This is a genomic window from Streptomyces rectiviolaceus, assembly GCF_039533825.1.
Classification (GTDB): Bacteria; Actinomycetota; Actinomycetes; order Streptomycetales; family Streptomycetaceae; genus Streptomyces; species Streptomyces rectiviolaceus.
This window is the reverse complement of sequence record NZ_BAAAUG010000022.1, coordinates 134,659-157,101: the sequence shown is the minus strand read 5'-3', so window position 1 is coordinate 157,101 and position 22,443 is coordinate 134,659. Positions and strand designations below refer to the sequence as shown.

At 68.1% G+C, this 22,443-nt stretch carries 21 protein-coding genes and 3 pseudogenes; 10 read left to right on the top strand and 14 right to left on the bottom strand.

Annotated features, from left to right (window positions below):
- The first annotated feature begins 186 nt into the window (after window positions 1-186).
- The gene (locus tag ABD378_RS06475; protein WP_344519457.1) at window positions 187-651 is read left to right on the top strand and encodes a DoxX family protein; all 465 of its coding nucleotides are present in this window, start codon (window positions 187-189) and stop codon (window positions 649-651) included.
- 202 nt (window positions 652-853) lie between these two features.
- Here ABD378_RS06475 and ABD378_RS06470 read toward each other — a convergent pair whose 3' ends face one another.
- A complete protein-coding gene (locus ABD378_RS06470) occupies window positions 854-1,564 on the bottom strand; it encodes an RlpA-like double-psi beta-barrel domain-containing protein (RefSeq protein ID WP_344519456.1) in 711 nt (236 codons plus the stop codon).
- A 218-nt stretch (window positions 1,565-1,782) separates the two neighbouring features.
- Between ABD378_RS06470 and ABD378_RS06465 the strand changes: the two genes are divergently transcribed.
- Both ABD378_RS06465 and ABD378_RS06460 read left to right on the top strand, forming a co-directional pair.
- On the top strand, window positions 1,783-2,217 hold the full coding sequence (locus ABD378_RS06465) for a VOC family protein (RefSeq protein ID WP_344519454.1): 435 nt from the start codon (window positions 1,783-1,785) through the stop codon (window positions 2,215-2,217).
- A 70-nt stretch (window positions 2,218-2,287) separates the two neighbouring features.
- The gene (locus ABD378_RS06460; RefSeq protein WP_344519453.1) at window positions 2,288-3,415 is read left to right on the top strand and encodes a hypothetical protein; all 1,128 of its coding nucleotides are present in this window, start codon (window positions 2,288-2,290) and stop codon (window positions 3,413-3,415) included.
- A 2-nt stretch (window positions 3,416-3,417) separates the two neighbouring features.
- On the opposite strand, the pseudogene ABD378_RS06455 reads toward ABD378_RS06460, so the two are convergent.
- Window positions 3,418-3,540: pseudogene (locus ABD378_RS06455) on the bottom strand (transcriptional regulator); the annotation flags it as partial.
- Between the two features lie 18 nt (window positions 3,541-3,558).
- Window positions 3,559-4,365, bottom strand: a complete 807-nt coding sequence (locus ABD378_RS06450; protein WP_344519452.1) for a DUF899 family protein — start codon at window positions 4,363-4,365, stop codon at window positions 3,559-3,561.
- Between the two features lie 364 nt (window positions 4,366-4,729).
- Here ABD378_RS06450 and ABD378_RS06445 point away from each other — a divergent pair, with 364 nt between their 5' ends.
- Window positions 4,730-5,407, top strand: a complete 678-nt coding sequence (locus tag ABD378_RS06445; protein ID WP_344519451.1) for a DUF4232 domain-containing protein — start codon at window positions 4,730-4,732, stop codon at window positions 5,405-5,407.
- 37 nt (window positions 5,408-5,444) lie between these two features.
- Here the strand turns inward: ABD378_RS06445 and ABD378_RS06440 are convergent.
- The 6 genes and pseudogenes from ABD378_RS06440 to ABD378_RS06415 form a co-directional block, all read right to left on the bottom strand.
- A pseudogene (locus tag ABD378_RS06440) lies at window positions 5,445-5,667 on the bottom strand (ATP-binding protein); the annotation flags it as partial.
- A 521-nt stretch (window positions 5,668-6,188) separates the two neighbouring features.
- Window positions 6,189-7,202 (bottom strand): porin PorA family protein, encoded by a 1,014-nt coding sequence (locus tag ABD378_RS06435; protein ID WP_344519450.1) that lies wholly within the window; start codon window positions 7,200-7,202, stop codon window positions 6,189-6,191.
- A gap of 20 nt (window positions 7,203-7,222) precedes the next feature.
- Window positions 7,223-7,699 (bottom strand): (2Fe-2S)-binding protein, encoded by a 477-nt coding sequence (locus ABD378_RS06430; RefSeq protein WP_344519449.1) that lies wholly within the window; start codon window positions 7,697-7,699, stop codon window positions 7,223-7,225.
- Window positions 7,700-7,726: 27 nt separating this feature from the next.
- Window positions 7,727-10,069, bottom strand: coding sequence for a molybdopterin cofactor-binding domain-containing protein (locus ABD378_RS06425; protein ID WP_386542932.1), 2,343 nt, complete (start codon window positions 10,067-10,069; stop codon window positions 7,727-7,729).
- Between the two features lie 81 nt (window positions 10,070-10,150).
- Complete coding sequence (locus tag ABD378_RS06420; RefSeq protein WP_344519448.1) at window positions 10,151-11,374, bottom strand: oxygenase MpaB family protein; 1,224 nt, start codon at window positions 11,372-11,374, stop codon at window positions 10,151-10,153.
- 30 nt (window positions 11,375-11,404) lie between these two features.
- Entirely contained in the window at window positions 11,405-12,634 is a 1,230-nt protein-coding gene (locus ABD378_RS06415; RefSeq protein ID WP_344519447.1) for an oxygenase MpaB family protein, read from the bottom strand.
- A gap of 202 nt (window positions 12,635-12,836) precedes the next feature.
- Between ABD378_RS06415 and ABD378_RS06410 the strand changes: the two genes are divergently transcribed.
- A complete protein-coding gene (locus tag ABD378_RS06410) occupies window positions 12,837-13,520 on the top strand; it encodes a TetR/AcrR family transcriptional regulator (protein WP_344519446.1) in 684 nt (227 codons plus the stop codon).
- Between the two features lie 276 nt (window positions 13,521-13,796).
- On the opposite strand, the gene ABD378_RS06405 is transcribed toward ABD378_RS06410, so the two are convergent.
- Window positions 13,797-15,005 carry an acetyl-CoA C-acetyltransferase gene (locus ABD378_RS06405; protein WP_344519444.1) on the bottom strand — a complete coding sequence of 403 codons (1,209 nt, stop codon included), beginning with the start codon at window positions 15,003-15,005 and terminating at the stop codon, window positions 13,797-13,799.
- A gap of 328 nt (window positions 15,006-15,333) precedes the next feature.
- On the opposite strand from ABD378_RS06405, the gene ABD378_RS06400 reads away from it, so the two are divergent.
- The 3 genes from ABD378_RS06400 (at window position 15,334) to ABD378_RS06390 (ending at window position 17,757) form a co-directional block, all read left to right on the top strand.
- Window positions 15,334-15,741, top strand: coding sequence for an AMP-binding protein (locus tag ABD378_RS06400; protein ID WP_344519442.1), 408 nt, complete (start codon window positions 15,334-15,336; stop codon window positions 15,739-15,741).
- Between the two features lie 98 nt (window positions 15,742-15,839).
- Entirely contained in the window at window positions 15,840-16,529 is a 690-nt protein-coding gene (locus tag ABD378_RS06395; protein WP_344519441.1) for a TetR/AcrR family transcriptional regulator, read from the top strand.
- Window positions 16,530-16,614: 85 nt separating this feature from the next.
- Window positions 16,615-17,757, top strand: a complete 1,143-nt coding sequence (locus ABD378_RS06390; protein WP_344519440.1) for an acyl-CoA dehydrogenase family protein — start codon at window positions 16,615-16,617, stop codon at window positions 17,755-17,757.
- Between the two features lie 386 nt (window positions 17,758-18,143).
- Here the strand turns inward: ABD378_RS06390 and ABD378_RS06385 are convergent, their stop codons facing one another.
- Window positions 18,144-19,205: a chitinase gene (locus ABD378_RS06385; RefSeq protein ID WP_344519752.1), complete on the bottom strand. Its 1,062-nt coding sequence runs from the start codon at window positions 19,203-19,205 to the stop codon at window positions 18,144-18,146.
- 197 nt (window positions 19,206-19,402) lie between these two features.
- Between ABD378_RS06385 and ABD378_RS06380 the strand changes: the two genes are divergently transcribed.
- Window positions 19,403-20,137 carry an ankyrin repeat domain-containing protein gene (locus ABD378_RS06380; RefSeq protein WP_344519439.1) on the top strand — a complete coding sequence of 245 codons (735 nt, stop codon included), beginning with the start codon at window positions 19,403-19,405 and terminating at the stop codon, window positions 20,135-20,137.
- Between the two features lies 1 nt (window position 20,138).
- Here the strand turns inward: ABD378_RS06380 and ABD378_RS06375 are convergent, their stop codons facing one another.
- Both ABD378_RS06375 and ABD378_RS06370 read right to left on the bottom strand, forming a co-directional pair.
- Complete coding sequence (locus tag ABD378_RS06375; protein WP_344519777.1) at window positions 20,139-20,438, bottom strand: methyltransferase domain-containing protein; 300 nt, start codon at window positions 20,436-20,438, stop codon at window positions 20,139-20,141.
- A gap of 13 nt (window positions 20,439-20,451) precedes the next feature.
- Window positions 20,452-20,670 (bottom strand): annotated as a pseudogene (locus ABD378_RS06370) (class I SAM-dependent methyltransferase); the annotation flags it as partial.
- 280 nt (window positions 20,671-20,950) lie between these two features.
- On the opposite strand from ABD378_RS06370, the gene ABD378_RS06365 reads away from it, so the two are divergent.
- A complete protein-coding gene (locus ABD378_RS06365; protein WP_344519438.1) occupies window positions 20,951-21,136 on the top strand; it encodes a hypothetical protein in 186 nt (61 codons plus the stop codon).
- A gap of 25 nt (window positions 21,137-21,161) precedes the next feature.
- On the opposite strand, the gene ABD378_RS06360 is transcribed toward ABD378_RS06365, so the two are convergent.
- Window positions 21,162-22,346, bottom strand: coding sequence for a GDSL-type esterase/lipase family protein (locus ABD378_RS06360; RefSeq protein WP_344519437.1), 1,185 nt, complete (start codon window positions 22,344-22,346; stop codon window positions 21,162-21,164).
- Window positions 22,347-22,443: the final 97 nt, after the last annotated feature.

Below are 22,443 nucleotides of genomic sequence, written 5' to 3'. Positions count from 1 at the left end.
CTACGTGCCGACCAGGAGCGGCCTGCCTGAACCTCCGGGCTGGCTCTGCCCCGCCGGTACTTCCCTGGGAGTACGCCACGAACCGACAGCCGTACGACGCGCGATGAAGGCGGCCCGGGAGATGGTGAGGCCAGAGCAGCGCCTGCTCGCTACGCCCCTCCGAACAATCCGACAAGGAGACACCCAGTGCTTCCCACGTCTCTCACGCGTTTAACGGAGCAGTCCGCTCCGAATGTCCGTCGGGTCGAGACGGCGGGCCCGTACGTCCTCTCCCTCTTCCGCATTGTCGTCGGACTGCTCCTCGCCTGCCACGGTTTCGGTGCGCTCTTCGGCCTGATCGGCCCGGCTGCCGGGCCACAGGCCGAGACCGTCGACTTCGGTTCCTGGCCTCTCTGGTACGCCGCTGTCATCGAGCTCGTGGGCGGCACGCTGGTGATGCTCGGCCTGGGGTCACGTACGGCGGCCCTGCTCTGTTCCGGGGAAATGGCGTACGCGTACTTCGACACCCACGCGTCCCAGGGCCTGCTGCCCCTGGACAACGGCGGTGAAATCGCCGCGTTCTACGCCTGGGCGTTCTTGCTGCTCGTCTTCACCGGACCGGGCGCGCTGTCCCTGGACCGTCTCTTCCGCGCGTGGCGGCGCACATCCTGAACGCTCACTGCCACGTCAACACCCCATACGTACAGTGCGGGTCCCGAACTCATCCTGCCCGGCGAGACGTTCACAGTCACCGTCGTGAAGGTCCGAGCGGGCCCGAGGGCGTGGGTGCACCCCGGCACGCCCCCCGACGCACGAGGTAGGGCCACCCGAAGGCGGCCCTACCCACGACGTTTCCGTGTCGGGACGTGCGTCCCTATCCGACGCGCTCGATCCGCGCATTGCGGATCAGGAACTTCCCCGCCTCGCGCACCTCCTCGAACGCCGCGTTGTTGAGCAGCACACAGCTGCCCGACGTCGAAGTGACCTCCACCGTGGTGGACTTGGAGTTGTCCAGGTTCGTCACCGTCAACTGCGTACCGACGGGGAAGTCCTTGCTGGACGCGGCCGGCGCACCGCCCTCGCCGGACACCGTGACGGTGGAACCGGCGCAGACGACCTCGCCCTCAGCCCCCGCATCCCCGGCGTCACCGGCGTCCCCGGGCGGGGCCGTGGCTGTGGCATCGCCACCCGGCTCCTCCGCCGGCGGCTGAGCGGCGTCCCCACCGGCACCTGCTCCTTCCCCGGCCCCGGCATCCGCGCCCGCGCCAGCATCCTCACCCGCAACCGCACCCGCCCCGGCATCCGCACCCTCACCCGCGTCGCAGTCCGAGGCCGCCTGTTTCCGCCTGATCTCCTCGATCACCGCTTCCCGATTGGCGATCCGCGCCGCGGACTGCGCATCGGGGTTCGCTCGCTGACCTGCGATGAACTCCTCGTTGTTGCTCAACGCGGTGGCCAGCCCGTCACACGCGACCGAGGCCTGGCTCGTACCAGTCATCACCACCGCGGTTCCCGCCACCAGCGCGGCGGCGCCCACCATGAGGGCCACCTTTTTCTTACGGCTGAGGGTCTTCTTGCGCGACACGTGCGACTCCTGTCCCCGGCGGTGTACGCCACCGCTGGATGGGTTTCCGTGTGCCGTCACGTACGCGCAGCAAGCCCGTTCGTCTCAACCGCCCCACCAACAACTTGCGTATCAGGGAGGCGAAGACACGTCGCCGGCGACCGAAGCCGCGTAGCTCGTACTCGCGACATGCCTGTAAGGCAGGGTGACCCACGACCAGAGCGAAGTACCGTGATCGCATGGAACAACGCATCACTCTGGTCACTCTAGGAGTCTCCGATCTCGCTCGCTCCAAGGGCTTTTACGAGGCCCTTGGCTGGCGTGGGCAAGAAGTCGAGGAGACCGTGTTCTTCCAGGCGGGCGGGCTGGGGCTTGTCCTGTGGGGTCGCGACAAACTTGCGGAGGACTGCGGCCTGGAGCCCGGGCAAGCGGTCGGTTTCGGCGGGATCGCCCTGGCACACAATGTCCGCTCCGAGGCTGAGGTCGACGCTCTGCTCGCGGCAGTGGAAGAGGCCGGCGGGACCATCACGAAGCCCGCGGCCGTCAACGCCATCGGGTTCTACTCCAGTGCCTTCGTCGATCCGGACGGCCACGCTTGGGAGGTGGCACACAACCCCGGATTCCCCCTCGCCGAGGACGGCTCGATCACTCTTCCCGATTTCGGCAGCCTCTAGGGCAGAGCGGAAGACGCCTTCTGGTGGGGCCAGTTGGACGTGGCGCCTGACTGTCCAACATGCTGTGCGAGTGTTCCAACGTACACGGCGAGCCTGGCAGAACTGGTCGGCCGCACCGGCCCCGGATGTGGCGGCGTGGGTGAACGACTTCTACCGCACGCTCCCGGCGGGGGCCAGAACATCCGCCCCGGATGTCGCTCGCGAGTACGGACGGGCCCTCTATCGCCGGTACGACTCCTTCCTGCGTGGGAAGAGCGTTTCCACACGTCCCTACTACGTAGGTCTGTCCTCCCGGATGCCGGACTTCACGCACCTCACCAAGCGCGTGGCGCTGGTCGCGGACACGATGCTGCTCTCCGAGCACGGCAGCGGCCCGGTCCACGCACTCGGCGAGGACGTAGACATGCCGCTGCTTTCCGCGGATCCCAACGGGGCTTCCGACAGCGCACTCCTTCGGTGGCGGTACGGGATAGTGACCGAGGACCTCGCCGGGCTGGGCCGGTGGCTCCTGGATGCCGAGCCTCTGCTGCGCAGCGGGCTGGTCTGGTACGGGCCTGCCTACACGCAGGGAAGCTCAGGAATGCAGATGGGGACGGTGCGGGAAAGCCTGCTGGAGTCCGGTCCGCTTCCCTCGTTCCAAGACCGGTCCATCGACTTCGTGGTCGAGCACGGCCGGGCTGTCGACGTGTCTCGGACCAAGCCTCTGGCCAGCCGGGTGGTCCGGCCGGTGCTGGAGATCGACCTGCCCTTCATCGACGGGCTCAGCCTCCACGACTTCGCGCAGGCCACCAGCGAGGAGTTCGACTCCTACACCCACTACCGAGACTTCATGCGCGCCCGGCTCCTCGAACTCGACGACGCGCTCGAAGCAGTCGACTCCCAGGTGGCCCTCGAACGGATCGCGCTGTCCATCCGCGACGAGATGCACGCCGCCGTCGCTGAGATGAGCAGCGCGACCCGCACCCGCGCCTTCACCCGCAGCGGTGCCGTCCTGGGGACGACGAGCGCGGTCCTCGCCGCGGTCCGCCCGGACGCGTTGCAGGGCGCCCTCTCCTTCAGCGCGACACTCGCGGCGGGCGCAACCGGCCTGTGGCCGACCATCCAGGCGTTCGCCGACAACAAGCCCAGACACGCACAAGGCAAGTGGCACTACGTATGGGTCCTGCAGAAGAGGACCGCCCGCCGACGCCGCGCGTGATCGCCCGCGCGGCCGTCGCGTAGTACCGCTCGGTCCCCCCCCCCGCACCTTCCGCCCACCCACTCGGCGATCTGCGTGATCGTCGCGGGCTCGAAGCGGAGCACGGCCATGATCCGGTGACGCGAAGACTGGAAACGGCGCGCTCAGGGTCCAACGGCAAGGTCGTCGGAGTGCCCGGCGTCGAGCCGCGGCCACTGGGCGATGGGGCGTCCGCCCGGCTCCTCCGACACTGGCGGCCATGCGGGTGGGCCGCTGTCGGTCCTCATGGAGCAGTGTTGTGGCCAGCCGGAGGGTGAGTCCTCCCACGCCTCCTGGCGTCCGTAGACGGCGAGGTCCATGAGCGCGTAGCTGTAGTCCATCGCCTCCACACCGCGGCGGTTCGTCCAGTAGGTCTCGAAGACGCGGTCGCCGTCCCGTAGGTAGCACACGAGGTGGAACAACCCGATCTCCCGACCGACGAGGAGCGCGTCGAGGGAGGGCTGCGCCGAGTACCACGGCAAGGTCCATCCCATGAAGTCGCGGTAGCGGAGACTCTCGTCGTACGACACCTGTGGGTCGGCGGGCCCGAACGCGGTGTTGCGGCCCTGGCTGAAGACTGCGTAGGTGATGTCACGGGAGTGCAGGTAGGACAGTTCGGCGACCTGGCTGAGAAACAACGTGCAGCCTTCGCACTGCTCGGGCGCGGGCCGGGTGGGCCACCACATGAAGTAGTAGGCCACGAGCTGCCGACGGCCCTCGAACGCGTCGAGCAGGGTGAGCGGCCCGTTTGGCCCGATCAACTCGAGGTCCGGATCAACCTCGACCATGGGAAGGCGCCGACGGGCCGCGGCGATCGCGTCGCCTTCCCGGGTGTGAGCCTTCTCCCGGGCCCGCAGATTGTCGAGTTCGGCCTGGAAGGTGGCCCGGTCGACGGCCGCCGGCTTGCCGACGCTTGTTGATTCATCCTTCATGGCTTCGTTCTCTCCTTGTTCCGGTGGCAATGACTGAAGGGTCCTTTCACCTCCCGCCGAGGTCAGGTGCCTCCCCTTCGAACTCAACGATGGCCGCCGGCCCGCACGCATCGGTGCTGCAACACGGCGCGCGTGCCCCAGCCTGCGGAGAACTTGGTGTCACGCCACGGATGGTCGTCTTCTTCTGCCTGCGTGAGGACAGCGCCCGGGCGCCGGGTAAGGCTCGGAGACGCCAGTGACGTTGTGGTCGGCGATAGCCCGGCGCCTGTGACAGAACGAAGACGTCGCTGAAGATCGCCTGTAACTCGGTGTGGGATACAAATACTTCAGACCGCACGCACCGCGCTCCTTCTGGGGGAACACCGTGAAGTACACCCGCATCACTGCTCTCGCCGCCATCGGCGTCGCCGCCACCCTCTCTCTCACCGCCTGTGGCGGCGACGACTCCGGGAAGAACTCGTCCTCCAAGGGCTCCTCGTCCTCGTCTTCTTCGTCCTCGGACGGTGGCTCGAAGTCGGAGGGCGGCTCGGGCTCTGACGGCTCGAAGTCGGAGGCCGGCAACGCGAAGTCGGGCTCCGGTGAGGACACCGAGGCCACCGCCGACGCCGCCAACGGTGCGACGAAGACCGGCGGCAAGGTCACGTTCTGTAAGACGGAGGACCTGGCCATCGACGCCAGGGACGCCGCGCCCGACGAGTCATCCGGCAGGATCGACATCACCATGATCAACCGGGGTTCGACCACCTGCTCGGCGACGGGCTTCGCGGGCGTCGACATCAAGGACGTCGACAACACCTCGAACCCCATCGAGCGCGGCCAGGCCCAGCCGCGTATCACCACCCTGAAGCCCGGCGACGCCGCTGTCTTCAACCTCTCCTACGACATCGACAACACCGGCGACAGCCTCGCGCACCCGACCGACATCCAGGTGACGCCCCCGAACGAGACCCACACCGTGGACCTGAAGTGGCCCGCGGCCGCGGGGCAGATCAAGGGCGCCTACACCGACGTTCAGGTCTACCCCACGCACACGACCAAGTAGGACCCGTGCGCGCGGCCAGCCCCGGTGGCCAACCGCCTCAGACCATGGCGAGTTCCGCCCACACGGTCTTACCGGCCGGCACGCGCACGACCCCCCGGCCCATGCCCGGTCGCCGCTGCACGATGAACATCCCATGGCCTCCGGATCGGCCCGCCCAGTGCCGGGTGGTGGTCGGGGCGGGCGGCTCCCCGGTCGGAGACCTCGATGCGAAGCAGCCTCTTGTCGTCCCAGATGACCCGGAGTTCATCCCTGCCCCCGGCACACGGCGAAACCTCCAGCGTCCGAGGTACGCGGACGGGCTGCGTCCGGGGCGGACCAGCAAGAAGCTCGGCGTCGCCGTCTGACCGACCAGCTCACCTCTGGCGTGGCTCGCAGGACTCGTCCAGCCGCGCGATCAGGCGCTGCGCCTCCTTGATGAGGAGTTCACCGCTGGGCGTCAGCTGGCCGCTTGCGGTGATTGAGCACGGCGAACCCGGCGGCCTCCGCATCCCCGTCAGCCACTTGGCAGCGACCCTGCCAACGCCCGCCCCGCCAAGACTATTCGGTGAAGACTCACGCCCACTCACTCCCAGCACCGATCCAGCACGGTCGGGTCCATCCAGCACGTCACGCCGCGGGGTCGTACCCGCTGGTCTGTACCGCTGCCACCACCGGGGCCAGAACCGGACCGGGGCGCATGGCCTTGTGCGGCGCGTACTTGGGCGTTCCGTCTGCCTTTACGAGACCGGCACGCTTGAGCGCCGTCACTGCCCAGTGAGAACAGTCAGCGCACAGCTCGTATTCATGCGGCTTCTGCCGCGGTCGCGCCCTCCTGTGATGGTGTCGGGGCCACCTGGCGCTTCCGCCTTCGCAGGAATGCGATCAGGAGCAATACGGCCGCGATACCGAGCAGCACGAGAGGCGTTACGTCTGCGAGTAGGGTCAGCAGCAGGCCTGCGGATGCGGCCTTGTCCGCCAAGTCCTTCTGGCTTTCCGGAGTGATCGAGAAGGCGAAGGCGGACAGCGGGAGCAGCGCAGTCTCCTTACCGCCCGCGGCAGTGGTGGCCACCACCTTCCGGTCCACCGACTGATCGATGGCGATCCCGGTCTGCTGATCGACGTAGGCGACGAGTGTCGATTCGCCCCGGTAGGCCAGCGGTACAGGGTCCGGCAGCGCCTTGGCGTCGATCCCGGGCGCGAGGCTTGTGACCAGGTTCTTCGGCAGTGCGGGCGGCAGCGGCTTGAGCACCGCTGGGTCCTTCACCGGAGCCGCGACCGTGATCTTGTAGACGTTCACTGCACGGCCCTTCCGTTCGGCGGTGCCGGTGTAGCGGACGGGCACGATCGACTGGGTCGTCGAGTCGTAGTACGTGTAGGAGTTGTTTTGTTCGGCATCTGGCGGGAACGCCGAACTGAGCGCGCCCTGCGAAGGTTCGACAGCGGCAGACGTCGGCGGGGTGGTTCCCTTTCTGCTGTCCCGGTCGATGGAGTATGTCTTGGAACTGGGCAGAGACCGGTCGCCGACGTGCATGGTCAGCGCGTCCTTGAGTACGACTGTGTCGCCGTGCGTGGACGTGACGTGGACGCGCCGGTCCACGGTGATCGGGATGTCGGACTTGATCGCGTTGGCGGTGTCTCCGGACTGCAGGGCCTTGCCGTCCAGCATCGTGGCCTTGCCCGCGTAGTGCACCGTCTGGTCGGTGTCGTCGGGCAGCTTGGTTGCGTTCGGGGCGACGACGAAGCGTACGACTCCCGAAAGCGCGGCCAGGACGACGGCAGCGACGACGAGTATGAGCGATGTACGACGAACGGACACGAGTCCTTCTCTCTGTCTCGTCACATGTTCGCGGCGCCGGTCCTGATGGCTTCGCGGATACGGACGTATGTGCCGCAGCGGCAGATGTTGCGGATGCCGTCCAGGTCGGCCTCGGTGATCGACCGGCCTTCCCCGTCGACCCGGCGGACCAGGGCGACGGCGGCCATGATCTGGCCCGGCTGGCAGTAGCCGCACTGGGCCACGTCCCGCTCGAGCCAGGCCTGTTGCATCGGGTGGAGGTCCGCGCCCACGGTGGCGGGGAGGCCTTCGATGGTGGTGACCTCGTCGGTTGGGCGCAGGTCCTTCACGGGGATGGCGCAGGGATTGGCGGCCTTGCCGTTGAGATGGCTGGTGCACGCCTTGCAGACGTTGATGCCGCAGCCGTACTTCGGTCCGGTGACACCGAGGACGTCGCGCAGGACCCACAGCAGACGCTCGTCGTCCGGGACATCGACGGTGACCTGCTCACCGTTCAGTCGGAAGGTGTGTTCAGGCACGGGAACTCCCAGCTGTTTCAGCGCACATCAGCGGACGTGGTCCAGGCCGTCGGTGGGGGACGGAGGGATGGGCGGGACGGTCGATTTGGGGGTGAAGGAGAGGGTGCCGTGGTTGATCGGGAAGCTGGTCGGCATGGTCCCTGTGGCGCGGCCGTAAGCACAGGCGACCGCGGCCATCGACGCCGCGACACCCAGCTCTCCGGCCCCGCCCGGCTTGTCGGACGTGCTGGGCATGACGATGATCTGCAGCTCCGGCGGGGTGTTCCACTGGCGCGTGTAGAAGTAGTTGTCCCAACTGGCCTCGAGGAAATAGCCGTCCCGCAGATGCAGGCTCGAGGTCAGGGTCAGAGCGATGCCGTCCATGACGCAGCCCATCATCTGGGCCTCCAGACCCCGGGGGTTGACGGTGAGGCCGACATCCACGGCGAATACGGCCTTCGTGACCCGGGGGCCCGCCACGCCGTCGCGGATGGGGCGGTTCACGGTCTTTGGCCGACAGTCGATCTCCACGAGAACCGCGCTGACCGAGCTGTACTCGGAGTGGAACGCGATGCCCTGCGCAGTGCCCGCCGGCATCGGGCGTCCCCAGTCGGCGGCTTCGGCGACCTTGTCGAGTACTGCCCGCGCGCGTTCGTCGCGCAGAAAGTCGCGGCGGAAGCGGAAGGGGTCCTTGCCCATTTTCGCGGCGAGCTGATCGACGATCAGCTCGCGGGCGCAGGTGACGTCAGGAGAGTAGACATTGCGCATGCTGCCGGTGTTGAAGCTCTTGTCGGTCTCACTCAGGAGGCGACTGTTCGCACCGAAGTTGTACGGCATCGACTGCGACAGCTGGAAGAACGTCTCCGAGAACCCGATGTCGCCGACCGGCAGTTTCGCCGCCAGGGCGGTGAAGATCTCGCCGAGTCCATGACTCAGATCGGTCGCCACGCTGGTGTGCCGCTGCTTGTAGCTGAGCACGGTGTTGCCGAGATAGGCAGCCCGTACGCGCGAGGTCGCCATGGGGTGGGCCCGGCCTTGGCGGGAGTCGTCGGCCCGGTGCCACATCAGTCGTACGGGTTTGCCGAACTTCTGGGAGGCCTCCGCGGCTTCGAGTGCGGCATCGAAGAACAGCCGCCGCCCGAAAGAACCCCCGCTTTCGGTGACGTGCACAGTCACCGCACTCTGTGGAAGTCCGAGCTTGGCGGCGATGGCCTGCTTGGCGACGATGGGCGCCTTGAGGCCGGACCATATCTCCGCGCGGTCCGCACGGACATCGGCTAGGGCGCAGTTGGGTTCGAGCGCGCTGTTGCTGCGGAAGGCGAAGGTGAAGGTGGCCTCCACCGACGGCGTCAGCGGGGGTATTCCCAGGGGGAGTTCGGCGGCGCGCAGCGCTTCGCGTACGGAGGCGTCGGACTTGCCTGCCGCGCTGCCGGGTTTCCAGGACACCCGCAGTGCGCGTACGGCTTCGATGCACTGCCCGAAGGTGTTCGCTCGCACCGCGACGCCGGTGGAGATCACCGCGACATCGGTGATCCCCGGCATGGCGCGGACCTCGGCGAGATTGGCTACGGAGCCGACCTTGCCGTTGATCGTCGGCGGACGGCACACCATCGTCGGCTTGGCGTCCGGCACGTTCAGATCCATGGCGAACTGCTTGCGCCCGGTCACGGCGGCGAGCGCATCGATACGGTTGTGCGGTCGCCCGATGACGCTGAACTGTTCGCGTTCCTTGAGCTGCACGGAGACCTGTTGCGGGGTGTCGCTCGCCGCTCTCTTCGCAAGGTCGCCGATCCCGATGCTCCGGCCCCGACGAGCGGAGATGACACCGGCTTTGAAGGTGAGGTCGCCGGCCGGCGTGTTGAGTTCGGCCGCTGCCGCGTGCAGGAGCCTGTTGCGGGCGATGGCGGCGGCGACCCGGATCGGGATGTACGTCGAGATGGTGGTGTTGGAACCCCCGGTGAGCTGGTTGAACAGCAATTCCGGGCGTGCGTCGGCCAGTGTGACGCGCACTCGGTCCACCGGTACGTCCAGTTCTTCGGCGATCAGCATGGCCGTCGACGTGGTGATGCCCTGACCGACCTCGGCCCGCGGCAGCGCGAAGGACACGGTGCCGTCCGGGTGCACGCGGACTGTGATCAGGTTTGAGGTCGGAAGGGCCGCCAGGGTCATCACGTCGTTGAGGTCGACCACTTCGGTGATCTCTGGTGACGGAAGCTCGGCTCCGGCCGATTCCGGAACGTCGGCCGCGGCCTCGGGTGCCACACCGAGGTCGGCCGCGACCATCAAGGTCGGCGCGGCAAGGACGTAGCCGAGGAAGCGACGCCGGCCGAAGTCGGCTCTGCCAGGCTCCGGCCCGGGGTCGGACGGAGGGGTGGGTCGGGTCAGCGCCATGGTCGACCCCGTGCGGTGTGCGTCATCATCGTCCCATCGATCACGGCGGGTGGTTGGTGAGTGCGCGGAAGGTGCTCCTGCTCAGCCAGGCCGGTTGGTGTCAGGGATCTCGAGGTGGATGGGTTTGCCCTCGGACAGGAAGACGAGGATGAACTTCCGCAGGGCCTCTTCGATCGTCCAGGCCGCTTCTGGTACGAGCGGCAGCGGGATCACGCCCTCGCGGAACGCCACGAGCAGAGGCCAGGCGGTCGCGATCGCTGCTTCCCAGAGCGGCTCGTCGGAAAGACCGATCATGTCGCCGATCCGGTCGCCAAGGGTGTACCTGGAGAACGCGCTGACCAGGGGCCGGCTCAGGCCGCCGTCGATCTCGGCGACGATGTCGAGCAGGACCTCGGTCAGCTTGACGCCCTCGGGGGTCCGGCCGAGCACCGGGTCCAGGAGCTGTTTCGACTGGGCGTCAGCCGCGTCCCAGGTGGCGGGGATGAAGTCGTCGCGCACGCCGAGCATGTGGGCGGTCACCTGCCACACATGCAGGTAGGCCTCGGACTCGGCCGGGGAGATCCGCACCTTCCACTCACGCATCTTGCGCATGACGAATGTGGGGAGGCTGTGCCAGGTGACCAGCACATCCGCCTGGCTGATGGGGATCTTCTGCCCGCCGCTGGTCTCGGCCCAGCCAGGCGACTTGGGCAGCAGATTACGCACGGCGGCGTGGATCATGCGGGTCTTGACCGCGGTCACGATCATCTCGCCCCGCGGCTGGAACGCGTCCAAGTCACCGACGTCGTACCCGAGCTTGGCGGTCTTGGAGATGCGGTCCTTCATGTCCGCACCGCCCTTGGAGTAGTACACGGCGCGCGCCTCGCGGGGGATGGCAGTGCTCATCAGGCCGCTGCCGAGGCCGTACAGGGCGCCGACATAGATGCCCTTGGTGCGATTGAACTTGGCGGCGGTGCCGAGCTTCGCCTGGTCGGCCCAGGAGGGCAGTTGACGGGCCTTCTCCATGAACTGCCGCAGGTCTTCGGGCAGTCCGGCCGGCAGCGGCTGGTCATTGCGGGTCCAGGTGCGCAGCAGCTCGTTCACCCTTGGTACTTCACCGCGCTCGATGACCGCGCCCAGCACCTGGTCGGCTTCGTCGTCCCACACCCACTGCGGGTCGCTGGGCGCGCCCGCCCCGGCCACCGAGCCGCTGGCCGCCCAGTTCCAGGCGGAGCGTGCGCTGGCCGGCGTGGCCGAGCCGAGCGCCCCGAGCGCTCCCAGCGCCCCGCCCGCGAGCAGCATCTTGCGTCTGCTGAGTTCGTCCATGATCCCCACTCCTCTGTGCGGTCAGGCAGGTCAGCCGGGCCGGTTGGTGTCCGGTATGTCGAGGTGGATCTCGCGTCCCTTGGACAGGTAGAAGAGGATGTACTTACGGGCCGCCTCGTCGATGGTCCAGGCGATCTGCGGTACGAGCGGCAGTTTGATCAAGCCCTCGCGGAAGGCCACAAGCGGCGGCCAGGCGGTCTTGATCGCCGTCTCCCAGAACGGCTCACGGGGAATGCCGTCCCAGTCGGCGATCTGGTTGCCCACGAGGTAGCGGGCGAAGGCGTTGACGAGCGGACGGTCGACGCTGCCGGGGCTCGTCTGCTCGGCGAGCTGGCCGAGCAGGATGTCGGTGAGAAGGACGCCTTCGCGCGTCGGGCCGAGCACCGGGTCCAGGAGCTGCTTCGACTGGGATTCGGCGGCAGCCCAGGAGCCGGGGATGAAGTCGTCACGAATCCCCAGCAGGTGAGCGGTCACCTGCCACACGTGCAGATAGGCCTCGGACTGGGCGTCGGTGATCGGCACTTTCCACTCGCGCATCTTGCGCATGGCGTAGGTGGGCAGCGTGTGCCAGGTGACCAGCATGTCGGCGAGGCTGATGGGTATCTTCTGCCCGCCGCTGGTGCCGGTCCAGCCGGGCGACTGCGGCAACAGGTTGCGAACTGCCGCATGCACAAGGCGGGTCTTCACCGCTTCGACGATGCAGGTGCCCTCGGGCCGGTACGCGTCGAGGGCACCGACGGCGAAACCGAGCTTGCTGGTCTTGGCGACCCGGTCCTCCATATCGGCGCCGCCCTTGGAGTAGTACACGGCGCGCGCCTCGCGAGGGATGGCGGTGCTCAGCATGCCGCCGCCGATGCCGTTGAGGATGTTGAGGTAGAGGCCCCGGCCTTCGTTGAACTTGGCTGCGGTTTCCAGCTTCGCCTGGTCGGCCCATGCGGGCAGCTTGCGGGACTTCTCCATGAACTGCCGCAGGTCTTCGGGCAGTCCGGCCGGCAAAGGCTGATCATTGCGGGTCCAGGTGCGCAGCAGCTCGTTCACCCTTGGTACGTCGCCGCGCCTGAGAATGGCACCCAGGAGCTGGTCGGCTTCGTCGTCCCATACCCACTGTGGGTCGCTGCCCGCGCCTGACCCGGCCACCGAGCCGCTGGCCGCCCAGGTCCAGGTGGTGCGCGCACTCGCCGGCGAGGCGGCGCCGAGAACCCCGATCGTTCCCAGGGCTCCCCCGGCCAGCAGCATCTTCCGCCTGCTGAGATCGTCCATCTCGGAACTCCTCCTTGAGGTGCCTCAATGACTGATTGATACTCTGATACGGAAGTTGTAGCTATGTATCATGAGGGAAGCACAGCCCGCGCTGGAGCACCAGACTCCGGGGCCGACTTCTTCGGCTCGCGGATAATGCGGGGAACGTCCGATCCCTCCGGTCCCGGCCGCAGGCCGGAATGGCGCACCAGGAAAGGTCACCGTGGAGTCTGCGTTTCCCTTTCTGACCACGCCCAAGGACGAGGATTCCGTCCTGGAGCGTGCGTTTGTCGAGGCCGCCGATCAGGTCGACGACTCCGACGCGATGACCACGCGGGTGCTCGACGCCGCGTTCGAGCAGTTCCGCCGTATGGGAATTCGACGGTCCTCGATGGAGGACGTCGCGCGTCGTGCGGGGGTCTCCCGCGTCACGGTCTACCGCCGCTTCTCCTCCAAGGACGCACTGGTCGAGCAGGTCGTGCGGCGCGAATTCCGGCGCTACTTCGGCCAGTTCATCGTTGACGTCCAGGAGGCCGGGACGGTGGCGGACCGCGTGGTGCTCGGGTTTGTGAGCTCGTTGCGGGCGTTCCGTCGCAACCCCCTCATCGGCGGCCTGATGGAGGCCGAGCCGGATGTGGTGGTGCCGTCGATGACCAGTGACGGGGGTCGCACCCTGTCCGTCGTGCAGCAGTTCGTAGCCGGCCGGCTACGTCGTGAGCAGCAAGCGGGCCTGATCGCCGACGGTGTGGACGTGGACGTCGTGGCGGAGATGATGGTCCGGATCTCGGCATCCTTCCTGGTCATCCCCAGCCACGTCATCGATCTCGACGACGATGAGCAAATACGGGCGGTGGCGCGGCGGTTCCTGGTGCCGATGCTTGAGCCGCCGCCCGCCGCTCACTCGTAGCGTTCGTTGTTCTCGGCCTTGGCCACCAGCGAGGCCGGCGGCTCGAACCGCAGAAAGTGAGGATCACTCCTGCGATCCGGTCCCACTCGGCTTCGAGCCGCGTGACGGTCGCCTCCATGGATGCCACGTACGCCTGGTTCATCGTGTTGACCGGCTGGTCGGGGTCGTTCATGGTCAGCACGACTATCCCGTCGGGTCCCTGCTCCCAGCGGATCATGTGTTCCTCCTGCATCGGTACGGCGTTGCTTCCGGGTGGATACGGGCCGAATGCGGGCGCTATACGCGCTCGATGACGGTGGCGATGCCGATGCCGCCGCCGGCGCACAGGCTGACCACGGCACGCCGGGCGGAGCCTCGTTCGAGCTCGTCGAGTACCGTGCCGACGAGCATCGCGCCGGTGGCGCCGAGCGGGTGACCGAGCGCGATCGCACCGCCGTTGACGTTGACCTTGTCCCAGGGCAGCTGAAGGTCCTTGACGTACTTGAGCACCACCGAGGCGAACGCTTCGTTGATCTCGAACAGGTCAATGTCGTTCACTGTCAGACCGGCCAGGTCCAGGGCCTTACGGGTGGCAGGAGCAGGGCCCGTGAGCATGATGGTCGGATCGGCGCCGCTTACCGCGGCGGAAACAACGCGCGCCCGGGGCGTCAGGCCCAGCTCGGCGCCCGCCTGTTCGGAACCGACCAGGACCAGCGCCGCGCCGTCGACGATGCCCGAGGAGTTGCCCGGCGTGTGAACGTGGTCGATGCGCTCGACCCAGTGGTACTTCTGCAGCGCCGCCGCATCGAAACCGCCAAGGTCACCGATGCCCGCGAATGAGGGCTCCAGCCGGCCGAGCGTATCCAGCGAGGTTTCCGGGCGCGGGTGCTCGTCCTGCTCGAGCAGAATGACCCTGTTGCGGTCCCGGACCGGCACTACGGACTTCGCGAAGCGACCGCCGGACCAAGCCGCCGCGGCCCGCATCTGGGAGCGCAGTGCGAAGGTGTCGACGTCCTCCCGCGAGAAACCCTCGATCGTCGCGATCAGGTCGGCGCTGATGCCCTGCGGGACGAAGTACGTGTCGTACGCGGTCTCCGGGTCGGTTGCCATCGGGCCGCCGTCACTGCCCATCGGTACGCGGGACATCGACTCCACACCACCTGCGATCACGAGCTGGTCCCACCCCGAACGGACCTTCTGCGCGGCCATATTGACCGCCTCCAGGCCGGAGGCGCAGAACCGGTTGAGCTGCACACCTGCCACCTGGTCGGGCAGGCCGGCGGCCAGCGCAGCGGTCTTGGCGAGATTCATGCCCTGGTCGCCCACAGGGGAGACCACGCCGAGCAGGACGTCGTCGATGCGGTCGGTATCCAGCTCTGGATGCCGTCGGGTGAGTTCGCCGATCAGTCCCGTCATCAGGGACACCGGCTTGACGTGGTGCAGCGCACCGTTCCTGCCTCTGCCGCGTGGGGTGCGGATCGCGTCGAAGATGAAGGCCTCGGTCACTGTCCTCTGCTCTCTGTGCGCCGTAGATGTCTCCTGCCCGAGCCGTCGTTCAAGGCAGCGCATGCGGCTCGCCGGGCCGCGATGCGGCTCTCGGAGCGTCTGACGGGAAGGTAGCGCCAGTTATTGGCAGCCTGTCAATAGTGCTGTAGCGAGATTCGTGAGATCTGGCGGCCAATCGGCGTGGGGCCTTAAGTTAGGGCGGGCCGACCTCGCCATCGCTATTGACGTGACGCCAATAATCCATTCAATGTGAGGTCGCCCAGTGATTTCCGCTCGCCGAGTCCGCGTGATGACTCCGCTCGACGGTTCGCGACGAAGGGAGCCCACCGTGGTCACCGCACAGCAACTGCACGAGTCCGTAGAGGGGTTGACCATCCCCCGCCTGCTGCGCCGCAATGCCCAGGAGTTCGCCGAGCGTCCAGCCCTGACCAGCGGCATCGGGCCCGAGGCGACGACGCTGACCTGGTCTCGACTCCGCAGCGAGGTAGCCGCGTTCACGCACGGCCTGGCTTCGCTCGGGCTGCGCGAAGGCGATCGGATGCTGATCGTCATGTCCAAGCGACCGGAGCACTGGATAGCCGACCTGGCCGCCATTCACCTCGGGGTTCTGGCGTGCAGCCTCTACGACACGTTGAGCTCCGAGCTACCCAAGCTGCGCACGGTCGTCACCCTCGGCACGGACGGGTCGTCGCGGGACCGTGGACTCCGGAAACCGGCGAACTCACCCCGAAGCTGAGCCTGCGCCGCAAGGTCATCGATCAGCTGCACGCCGAGACCATCGAGTCGATGTACGAGTAGCCACCCGAGCCGCGCCAGGTACACATAAGGCCGGTGATGGCATCCAGCAGCAGGATGCCGCCGCCGGCGATCAGCACGACGACAGGCAAGGACGACTCAATGGGCGATCAGCGCCAGACCCCCCAGCGACGCAGGATGGAGCCGGACGCCCGGCGCGCCGAGATCCTCGTCGTCGCCCGCCGGCTGTTCGGAGCGAACGGCTACACCGCGGTGTCCACCTCGGACATCGCCGCCGAAGCCGGCGTCGCACGGGCGCTGATCAACCACTATTTCGGAGGGAAGCGGCAGCTCTACCTCGAAGTGGTGCGGCAGATGATGGTGGTGCCGGCCTCTGTGTCCGAGAGCCTGCCACGGACCACCCCGGAGGAACGCCTGTCGATCTGCGTCGACCGGTGGCTCGAAGTCGTGGAGCGCAACCGGGAGATGTGGCTTTCCGCGATCGGCCTGGAAGCCCTGGGCAACGATCCCGAGATCGACCGGATCATGCTCGAGGCGGACGAGATCGCGACGGACCGCATTCTCGAGGCCGCGATGATGACCGACGTCACCGAAGGACGCGTCAAGCTCCGCGCGATCATCCGCTCCCACAGCGCCATGCTCAAGGCTGCTTCCCGTGAGTGGCTGGTGCGCGGCACCCTCAGCCGCGGCGACCTGCACGTCATCCTCACTCGCACGGTGCTCCACCTGCTGAACACGGTTTACCCCGCCCTGCTGGACGACGAGTAGCCCGGTCGCCGACGCGGTTCACATACAGATCCTTTCCAGCTAAACGCCACTCACGTTTGAAGCTGCTCAAGGAGGAATACGCACCATGCCCCGAGTTCTCACCGACGAGCGACGCGACCTGGTCAAGGCGGTAGCCGACTTCTGCCGTCGCGAGTGCGGCACCAAGGAGCAGCGGGACAAGCTGACTGAGGGCGGCCAGGAGCCGCACAACCAGAAGCTGTACGAGAAGATGGCGGGCCTGGGCTGGCTCGGCATCGTCATTCCCGAGGAATACGGTGGTGCGGGTCAAGGCATGACCGACCTGTGCCTGTTCCTGGAGGAGACCGCATACGGGCTCGCCCCGATCAGCGGCTTCGGGACCACGGTGATCACCGCTGCGGCGTACGAGAAGTTCGGCACCGCGGAGCAGAAGCGACGCATTCTCGAAGGGGTGACGGCCGGCCGGGTCGAGGCCATCTCGATGTCCGAGCCCGGTGCTGGTTCGGACGTGGGTGCGCTGACCTGCAGCGCGGCCCACGTCGACGGCGGCTACGTGATCAATGGGCAGAAGACTTGGTGCTCCAACGCGCATATCGCCGACCACATCCTGCTCATCGCCCGTACCTCGCTGGATGGCTCGAAGCACGACGGGCTCACCCAGTTCATGGTGCCCACGGACGCAGTCGGCCTGGAGATTCGCGGCATCGAGACGATGGGCGGCAAGGAGGTCAACGACCTCTACTTCACCGACTGCTTCGTCCCGGACTCGGCGGTCGTCGGCTCGGTGGGGAAGGCCTGGCCGCAGCTGATGACCGGACTGAACCTGGAGCGGATGATTCTTGCCGCGCTGATGCTCGGCACCGCCCGACGGGCATTCGACGACACCCTCGTATACGTGCGCCAGCGCGAGCAGTTCGGGCAGCCGATCGGCTCGTTCCAGGCACTCAAGCACCGGATCGCCGACATGGCCACCGAACTCGCATGCGCCGGCCTCCTCGTGTACGACGTAGCCGCCGCAATCGACGCGGAGCCCAACCGCGTCTTCGCCCGCGAGGCATCCATGGCCAAGCTCAAGTGCACGGAACTCGCCAAGCACGTGACCTTGGAGGGCATGCAGATGCTCGGCGGCTACGGCTACGCAACCGAGTACGGCATGGAAGCCCTGTTGCGCTCGACCGTCGTCTCCACGGTGTACGGCGGCACGAGCGAGATCCAGCGGGACATCATCGGCAAGACGTACGGGTTGTAGGGGGGGCGTTGCCGAGGACACGGTTCTGCGAGACGTTGGGGGTCGAGCAGCCCATCGTCCAGGGCGGGATGATGCGGTATGGCCCAGGGACTCATCGACGACATCCCGACCGTCGCCGACCTGGTGGACCGCATCGTGACGGAATCCGGTGAGCTGATCACGGGACGGCTGGCCGCGGCGGTCCGGAGCTGACCTGAACTCAGCCCCCGAACAGGACGAGTGTCCCTTCCTGTTCCCCTCCGGGGCCGCCCGGCCGGATGAGCCCCAGCCCTGGCCGGGCGGTGCTGCGGGCTCGGGACCGCCCACGTCAGACAGCCAATCGGGGTCGCACCCCGGAGGGCACGACCCCAACTGACCTGCGTGTTTGCCATATCCGGCACACTACGCTAAAGCAGCCGCTTCACGTTGTCGCCGAACGTCCAGCCCTTCGAGCCGTCCCAGTTGATGGACCAGGTCATCAGGCCTTTCAACGCGCCGTTGTAGTGGTTCCACGCCTGCGTCACCAGGCTCGGGGTCATGTAGCCGCCGCCCGCGCCCGGTTGTGCGGGCAGGCCCGGGACCTGCTTTTCGTAGGGGACCTTGATCGTGGTGCCCTGGATGACGAGGCCCTTGTTCAGGCAGTCCGTCTGCGCGATGAAGCCCTGGACGGTTCCGGCGGAGTACGAGTCGCCGGAGCAGCCGTACATGCTGCCGTTGTAGTACTGCATGTTCAGCCACCAGAGGCGGCCGTTGTCCGCGTACTTCTTCACGATGGGGAGGTACGCGCCCCAGATCGAGCCGTACGCCACGCTTCCTCCGGTGACGTACGCCGTCTCGGGCGCCATCGTCAGGCCGAAGTTGGAGGGCATCCTGGCCAGGACGCCGTCGATGATGCGGACGAGGTTGGCCTGCGAGGCGGAGAGCTGGTTGATGTTGCCGCTGCCGACGAGGCCGGTCTCGATGTCGATGTCTATGCCGTCGAAGTTGTACTTCTTCAGGATCGGCACCACTGTCTCGACGAAGCGGTCGGCGACCGTGCTCGAGCTGAGGTCGATACCCGCCGTCGCGCCGCCGATCGACATCAGGATCGTCGCGCCGTCCGCCTTGGCCTGACACATCTCGGCCGGTGTGGCGACCTTCACCGTCGAGTCCATCCCGTCCTCCCACAGGACGGTGCCGTCGGAACGGATGACGGGGAACGCCGCGTTGATCACGTTGTAGCCGTGGTCGCGCATACGGGTGTCGGTGATCGGGGTCCAACCGAACGGCGGGTGAACGCCGTTGGCTGCTCCGTCCCAGTTCTCCCAGTAGCCCTGGAGCACCTTCCCCGTGGGCTTCGACTTGACCGCGCACGTTTCGTCCTGGGCGCCCGGGGCGGCCTGGGTGATGTCCTGGCGGTCCTGCGGCGCCGCGCCGCCCGGAGCGCCGCTCGGCGCGGCGCCGACGAGCAGCGGCACAGCGAAGGCCATCGCGAGACCGACCGCCAGGAGGCGGGACGGCGCGCGGCGCGGGGTGAGGCCGTGGGGAGGGATTCGGGATGACACGCTTACCTCCTGGACTGTGGTGCCTGGAGACGTAAGTGGTGCGACGCGCCACACCGTAAAGTGGTCCAGACCTGCCGTCAATAGGTCTGGACCAGCCCGATCGAGCAGGAGGCCTCCCGCGCATGGACACCCTCAACTCCCAGGACCCGCTGGCCATTTCGGTGACCGAGGCGATCCGGAAGGGTGACGTCCCCGCCCTGCGTCAGCTCCTGGCCGACCACCCCTCTCTGGCCACCAGCCGCATCAGCCAGGACGGTCCCGCCGCGGGCCGCCGGAGCCTCCTGCACATCGCCACCGACTGGCCCGGCCACCACCCCCACGCCGAGGCGGTCATCACCACCCTGGCCGCGGCGGGCGCCGACCCCGACGCCCGCTTCGTCGGCGCCCACACCGAGACGCCTCTTCACTGGGCCGCCAGCAATGACGACGTCACCGCGCTGGACGCCCTCATCGCCGCGGGCGCCGACATCGAGGCCTCCGGCGCCATCATCGGCGGCGGCACACCGCTCGCCGACGCGCGCGGCTTCGGCCAGTGGCGGGCTGCCCGCCGACTTCTGGAGCACGGAGCCCGTGCGGACCTTCAGGACGCGGCCACCCTCGGCCTGCTCGGCCAGGTAGAGGCCTTCCTCACCGCCCCGGACTCCCCCACCGAGTCCGCGATCACCAGCGCCTTCTGGGGCGCCTGCCACGGAGGCCAACTCCCCACCGCGCAGCTCCTGTTGCAGCAGGGAGCAGACGTGAACTGGATCGGCTACGACGACATGACACCCCTGGACATCGCCCGCGCGCAGGTCGCCGACGACATAGTTCAGTGGCTGCTCGCTCAAGGTGCCAAGGCGCGCGCGGACTTCAGCTGAGTCACCCGCGCGACGGCGCGGACGCCGCTGCGAGGAACAACGGAAGGGCGACGAAGAGGCGATCCGCGCGCGACCGGGCCCGCTGGTCGGCGATCCAGGCGTCGGCCTGCTCGCACCCGATCGCACCCGCCTCGCAGGCGCCTTCGGCGAGCCCGGTGAGCAGGGGCAGGGCCATGCCGTCGGTGAGGACCATGGTGTGCGCCTCGACCGTGACGTCCCGGAATCCGGCGTCGAGCAGCAGGTTCCGGTGGCGGCGCGCGGCGCGCCTCGCCCAAGGCCCTTGCAGGGGCGGCGAGTTCATGGAAGACCTTGTCCGCGCGGTAGCCGTGGACCGTACCGGCACCGAAGGGCAGCTCGTACGCGCCCGCGCATCGGAAGTCCGCCGCGGGCCAGCGCTGACGGGCGACGGCGAGCATCCGCGGATCCGGGTCCACGCCGGTGGCCCTCGCGCCGAGCCCGCCAAGACCGGCGACCGCACGGCCCGCGCCGCAGCCGACGTCCACGACGGCCGAGCCGCGGATTGCCCCGCCCATCAACTCGTAGCTGCGAGCCCTCAGTTCGGCGGCTCCGGGGGCATGCTCGGCCGCGTCGAGGCGCGTGACGAACGGGTCGGCCGCCCGTCCCGGCACCGCATCCGGCACGGGATGCAGCCGGCCGCCGCCGCTACGGTCCGGCCGACCTCACCCGCGTCGCCGCCCCGATGCTCATGGGTCCTGTCTCGCAGGACGTGGGCTGCCAGGCCGCATCGTTCCGCGAGGGGTCATCCTGCGGGCCAAGGACGCGGGCCTCGGCCTCGCGAGCATCCGCGCGCTGGTGACGGCCGCCGATCCCGCCGCGCGGCAGGACATCCTCCGACGGGAGGCCGAGGCCTTGCGCGCGCGGGTCGCCGCCGCCCAGGCGTCACTTGAGCTCATCCAGTGCGCGGTCGACTGCGGCCAGGAGGACATCACGCGGTGCGGACACTTCCGGCAGTCGGTCGCGGAGCGGACCGGCGGCTAGGGGGTCGAACCAGTCGAACGCGGTGTCAGGCGCCTCGGCCCGCGAAGGCGCCGTCGGCCGTGAAGGCCAGTTCGGCGAAGCGTTCGCCCATGCGGCGGTGAGTGGCGGCGTCCGGGTGGATCTGGTCGGGCAGGGGCAGCTCGGCCGAGTCGTCCTCCCCGTACAGGTCACGGCCGTCGAGGTAGTAGAGGTTGGGGTCCTCGGCCACTCGCTGCTTCACGATCCGGGCCAGCTCGTCACGGATGACGCCGAGGGTCAGCTTCCCGCTCGCGGTCTCCTCCGGTTCGCCCATGGCGACGAAACCCAGCCGCCCCTCGCCGAGGGCGGAGAAGTCCGGCGCGCTGGGGCCGGGCGTGTCCTCGTGGATGGGACACAGCACGGGCGAGACGACCAGCAGCGGCGCGGTGGGGTGGCCTTCGCGGATGGTGTCGAGGAAGCCGTGGACGGCGGGGCCGAAGGCGCGCAGGCGCATCAGGTCGGCATTGACCACGTTGATGCCCATCTTGACGCTGATCAGGTCGGCGGGGGTGTCCCGCAGGGTGCGCGCGGTGAACGGGTCGAGCAGGGCGCTGCCGGCCAGACCGAGGTTGATCAGTTCCACACCACCGAGGGAGGCGGCGAGTGCGGGCCAGGTGGTGGTGGGGCTCGCGGCGTCGGAGCCGTGGCTGATCGAACTGCCGTGGTGCAGCCACACCTTACGGCCCCGGTCCGGTACCGGCTCGATGGGCGCGTCGGTGCGCAGCGCGACGAGTTCGGTGGTCTCGTTGTGCGGCAGCCAGATCTCGATGTCCTTGGCGCCGTCGGGCAGTTCGGTGAAGCGCAGGGTGCCGGCCGGGCCTGGCCTGTGCTCGGCGGATCCGGTGGTCATGTCGATGGTCAGGGTGTTGCCGCCGCTCACGGAGGCCTGACCGGCCGGGCGGCCGTCGACGAGCAGGTCGTACAGGCCCTCTGGGCGTGGCGGGGCTCCCACGTAAACGCGCTTGGTGGGCAGTGCGTCCAGCTCGACGGCGGTGGCCCGGGTGCGGAAGGCAAGGCGTACGCCGGAGGGCTGGGCCTCCGCCATGGCCAGTTGCCCGTCGGTGGACTGGGCGCGGGCCCATGCGGGCAGCCGGTGCGGCAGGACGCCGTGCGCGGTGTGCTCCAGGTCGAGGGCGCCGCGCAGGATGTCCGCGGTGATGGGTGTGCTGATCCAGTCGTGCTCGGTATGCATGGTCATCTCCGCCTGCTGATCAAGGTGTACGGGTTGTCGGGAGGCGCCGGTGCGGCTGTACGCGGCCGCTCCCACCGGTGCCGGCACGCGCGGGGCC

Coding starts and splice junctions, on each gene's coding strand:
- ABD378_RS06465 (WP_344519454.1), top strand. CDS start 1,783: ATGGAACAACGCATCACTCTGGTCACTCTAGGAGTCTCCGATCTCGCT.
- ABD378_RS06450 (WP_344519452.1), bottom strand. CDS start 4,365: ATGAAGGATGAATCAACAAGCGTCGGCAAGCCGGCGGCCGTCGACCGG.
- ABD378_RS06425 (WP_386542932.1), bottom strand. CDS start 10,069: ATGGCGCTGACCCGACCCACCCCTCCGTCCGACCCCGGGCCGGAGCCT.
- ABD378_RS06420 (WP_344519448.1), bottom strand. CDS start 11,374: ATGGACGAACTCAGCAGACGCAAGATGCTGCTCGCGGGCGGGGCGCTG.
- ABD378_RS06415 (WP_344519447.1), bottom strand. CDS start 12,634: ATGGACGATCTCAGCAGGCGGAAGATGCTGCTGGCCGGGGGAGCCCTG.
- ABD378_RS06395 (WP_344519441.1), top strand. CDS start 15,840: ATGGCATCCAGCAGCAGGATGCCGCCGCCGGCGATCAGCACGACGACA.
- ABD378_RS06390 (WP_344519440.1), top strand. CDS start 16,615: ATGCCCCGAGTTCTCACCGACGAGCGACGCGACCTGGTCAAGGCGGTA.
- ABD378_RS06385 (WP_344519752.1), bottom strand. CDS start 19,205: ATGGCCTTCGCTGTGCCGCTGCTCGTCGGCGCCGCGCCGAGCGGCGCT.
- ABD378_RS06380 (WP_344519439.1), top strand. CDS start 19,403: ATGGACACCCTCAACTCCCAGGACCCGCTGGCCATTTCGGTGACCGAG.
- ABD378_RS06375 (WP_344519777.1), bottom strand. CDS start 20,438: ATGAACTCGCCGCCCCTGCAAGGGCCTTGGGCGAGGCGCGCCGCGCGC.
- ABD378_RS06360 (WP_344519437.1), bottom strand. CDS start 22,346: ATGCATACCGAGCACGACTGGATCAGCACACCCATCACCGCGGACATC.